The sequence below is a fragment of the Streptomyces sp. NRRL WC-3549 genome, assembly GCF_000721935.1.
In the GTDB taxonomy this organism is placed as follows: domain Bacteria; phylum Actinomycetota; class Actinomycetes; order Streptomycetales; family Streptomycetaceae; genus Streptomyces.
This window is the reverse complement of record NZ_KL585442.1, coordinates 49,387-49,971: the sequence shown is the minus strand read 5'-3', so window position 1 is coordinate 49,971 and position 585 is coordinate 49,387. Positions and strand designations below refer to the sequence as shown.

Here is a 585-nt window from a genome sequence, read left to right as displayed (position 1 = left end):
CCCCCGCCGCGGATCCGGCGGGCGCGTCCCGGGGGCGGGAGGGCACGGGGGCCAGGGGCCGGCCTGCGCTACTTCATGAGCCGCCCCCGGCTGGTGGCGCTGGCGGGGATAACCGGCCTCAGCTCCGTCTTCGGACGCAACTACCAGCTGACCCTGGCCGTCCTCGTCGTCGGTCCGCTGCACGCCCAGGAGAGCGACTTCGGCGTCGTCTCCACCGTGCTGGCCGTGGGCGGGGTGATCGGCGCGCTGCTCGCGGGGCGACTGCTGAAGCCCACGGTCCGGCTGGTGGGCACCCTCGCGGCCTGCGGGGGGCTGCTCCAGGCGGCGGCCGGGCTGTCACCGGGGCTCGTCGTCCTCGTCCTGCTGGTCATTCCCATGGCGGTGGTGGAGTCCGTCTCCGACACCGCGGGCGCCACGGTGCTGCAGACCGACCCGGCGCCCGAGATGCGCGGCCGTGTCCTCGGGGTCTGGCGCAGCGCGGGCACGGCGTGGGGGCTGGCCGGCCCGCCCCTGCTGGGGCTTCTGCTGGAGTTCGCGGGGGCCCGTGCGGCCCTCGTGTCCGGCGGACTGCTGATCGCCGGTGCG

Annotated in this window: 1 pseudogene; it reads left to right on the top strand. The window is 76.6% G+C overall.

Features of this window, described 5'->3' with window-relative positions:
• Positions 1-585, top strand: a pseudogene (locus IH13_RS0133685) (MFS transporter); the annotation flags it as partial.